Source organism: Phycicoccus flavus, assembly GCF_004025965.2.
Classification (GTDB): Bacteria; Actinomycetota; Actinomycetes; order Actinomycetales; family Dermatophilaceae; genus Phycicoccus; species Phycicoccus flavus.
The window spans coordinates 1-3,009 of sequence record NZ_SAYU02000133.1; the positions used below are offsets into that span (position 1 = coordinate 1).

General features: G+C 66.9%; 3 protein-coding genes. All 3 read right to left on the reverse strand.

The window, feature by feature from the left end; all coding sequences use genetic code 11:
* Positions 1-720: 720 nt before the first annotated feature.
* Positions 721-1,170 (reverse strand): hypothetical protein, encoded by a 450-nt coding sequence (locus EPD83_RS20070; protein WP_165567064.1) that lies wholly within the window; start codon positions 1,168-1,170, stop codon positions 721-723.
* A gap of 464 nt (positions 1,171-1,634) precedes the next feature.
* Positions 1,635-2,282 (reverse strand): DUF6318 family protein, encoded by a 648-nt coding sequence (locus EPD83_RS20075; protein WP_165567065.1) that lies wholly within the window; start codon positions 2,280-2,282, stop codon positions 1,635-1,637.
* Positions 2,283-2,734: 452 nt separating this feature from the next.
* Positions 2,735-3,009 (reverse strand): hypothetical protein (locus tag EPD83_RS20080; protein ID WP_165567066.1); only part of this gene is annotated, 275 nt, incomplete at its 5' end.

Below are 3,009 nucleotides of genomic sequence, written 5' to 3' on the forward strand. Positions count from 1 at the left end.
TACCTCTCCGAGGCATCCATGGCCAAGATCGGCACAACCGGCAATGATGACCACGTCGCCCTCAGCCAGGGCTGACCGGTAGGCATCGAGATGACCTCAAAGCCCACCACTCCGCGGGACTCTTACCCTGAACCTTGCCCGGCGAACCCCGCCCGGCGAGCATCCCGGCTCGCCACCGATCAGCTGGCGCCCCCCGTACGTCCCAACTTTCTCGCCTGATCCCGGAAGCTTCACGCTTGGCCCCGGAACCTTCACCTTCGCCCCACCACCGAAGACCGGCGAACCTGAACCTCGTTCGGCGAACCTCGCCCGCCGAGCATCCCGGCTCGCCACCGATCAGCGGGCGCCCCCCCTGTGCGTCCCACCTTTCTCGCCTGACCCCGGAACCTTCACGCTTGATCCCGGAACCTTCACCTTCGCCCCACTTCTGAAGGTCGGCGAACCTGAACCTTCCCCGGCGAACCCCGCCCGGCGAGCATCCCGGCTCGCCACCGATCAGGTGGCGCCAACCTGTGCGTCCCACCATTCTCGCCTGATCCCGGAAGCTTCACGCTTGATCCCGGAACTTTCACCTTCGCCCCACTACCGAGGGCCAGCGAACCTGAAGCTTCCTCGGCGAACCCCGCCCCGTGGGCACCGGGACAATCTGCTGTTCGCATGGTGCCGGGATCGCCGTGAGCCGCGCACGCTCCAGCGGCCCCGGGCCCTCGAGTGGGCGGGTCAGTTGGAGTACAGGCGTGACTTGGCCTCGCGCACGGTCAGCACAACGGGATCTCCGGCGAGGTCGACCTCGCCGGGGATGTCGATCCATCCGCTGCCATTTACGCGGAACTCGCCGGTGTAGACGATGTCGACCTGCACCGGCACCTCCCCCGCTCGCGTGTAGGTGTGGACGATGCTCCCCGACGGGTAGGGCCCGCCGAGGTCCTTGGTCGGTCCGACCGTCTCGTCGCCGAGGCGGTAGGTGACGCTCTTCAGCCGAGGGCGGACCTCGATGTCGTACCCGAGCAGCTGGATCTGGTCGACTTCGTCGGGGCCGTAGCCCTCCTCGGGGAGGACGACCTCGAAGAACGTCGGCAGATTGACGAGCGTCACGTCACCCTCCGGCTGGATGTTCACCGTCGGCACGGAGAAGTCGGTCTCGTGGAACGCCTCCCGGATACGCGCCATGCGGAGGGCCGGTCCAGCCCCGGGCACACTCTCCGGCCAGCATGTCAGCCCGATCTCCTCCCACTGTCCCTGGTCGCTGGGGAAGGGAGTCCCGTTGCGCCGCACGCGCCGCTCGTACACGGCAACCGCCGGACCATCACCGCCTCCGCTAGCGATCCGGCACAGGCCCCACGACTGCGGGCACAGGTCGCCCGGATTGAGTCCCGGCGGCAGGTTGCTGCAGGCTGAGACTGCGGCGTAATCGTAGAACGGACCCTGTGCAACCACGCTCTTGTAGTAGCGACTTTGAAGGCCCGTCAAATCCTCGGTTGTCATCGTGTGCAGGACACTTCCGCTTTCAGAAACGTCACCCGCAGCGCCACCACCAGGCAGGTCCAGAGCGCGTGCGGCTGAGGGAAAGGCGGTAAGCAGAATGCCCCCAATCAAGAAATTTAGGGTGCAGGCGCTTAGCGCACGCCTCATCCTCATTTTGAGGACTCGATGCCACGCAGTCGCCACCGACCGTCAGTCCACGACAGGGCGGCATACGTTTTCGCTAACACCTTTTCATCGCGTCCCACTTCGGACCCGGAGGAATTGACGATGACCGCCCCGTGCTGCTGGAACTCAACGTACAGGTACTGCTCTCCTCCTGAGGCCCCTCCTACGGGTTTTACAACCGTCACTGATACGGGCTTCGATTTATACCTGGCCCTCGCCTCAACTAGGCCTCGCGCTCTGGCTTCATTTTTCTTGCAGAACTCGCATTTCGACGTGCTGAGCGGAGGCAACAACCCAGCCCTCGGCTCTGTCCATGCGCGATTGAGCTCTCCGAAGTAGTACTTGACGAAAAGGACGGCCGCTTCCGGCGTCTGTTTGCGGGCGGCGGCGGGGATGTCGGGGCCGGACGGGGAAGGACTCGCCGAGGGGGACGGGTCCGGCGACGTCGTCTCGCTGGTGGTCGGGCTCGCGGCCGGGCTGGACGCCGACGGAGATGGTGACGGGTCGTCGGCACCGCTCGAGTCGCATGCCGCCACCGAGAGGGCCAACAGCCCTGCCAGCACCACCGCCGTGCTCGACCCCGCGCGCGTCATCAGACCCTCTCCGGCCAGCCCCTCGGTGACCTCGGGCAATCACGCTAGCCAAACCCCCCGATCCCGCCACTCGAGTTGTCCACAGGTGCGCGACTTTCTCGACGGGTTTCGACCGCGTCGCACCATAAAGCACCATGGCGATCACGAGTCACACGAGCCTCAGGTCCACGAAGTCTCGGGGGGCGTCGGCCGCCCACGGATAAGCGGGTAAAGATGGACTGGCTGACCCAAGGGCCCGGCACCGGGGCGGGACGCTGTCCCCGGGAACGAAGCACGCGGGCTGCCCATGGGTCAACGGGCAAGGAGGGCTGGCTGACCCAGGGGCCCGGCGCCGGGGCGGGACGCTGTCCCCGGGAAGGAAGCACGCGGGCCGCCCATGGGTCAACGGGCAAGGAGGGTTGGCTGACCCAGGGTCCCGGCGCCGAAGTGCCAAGACGGTTGCCAGGAGAAGATTGGGACGTCGGCCGACGATGGGCCGACGGGTGGGGGGCTTAGCTGACGGAGGGGCCGGCGCCGCGGCGGAAGCCGGCGGGGCCCTCGGCGATGGCGACGACCTCCCAGTCCTCGATGAGCGTCGGGGAGGACCCGATGATCTTGCTGCCCGGCGAGGTGTCGGCGCCGGGCTCGAAGTCGGCGCGGAACGAGCGCCGCTCCTCCTCGCTGTCGAAGACGTACGTGCCCTCGAACCACTCGCCCTCGCGCATCCGCCAGGTCTTGAACGCCAGCCCGTCGAGGAACATGAAGCGCGCGATCGAGGTGCCGACGA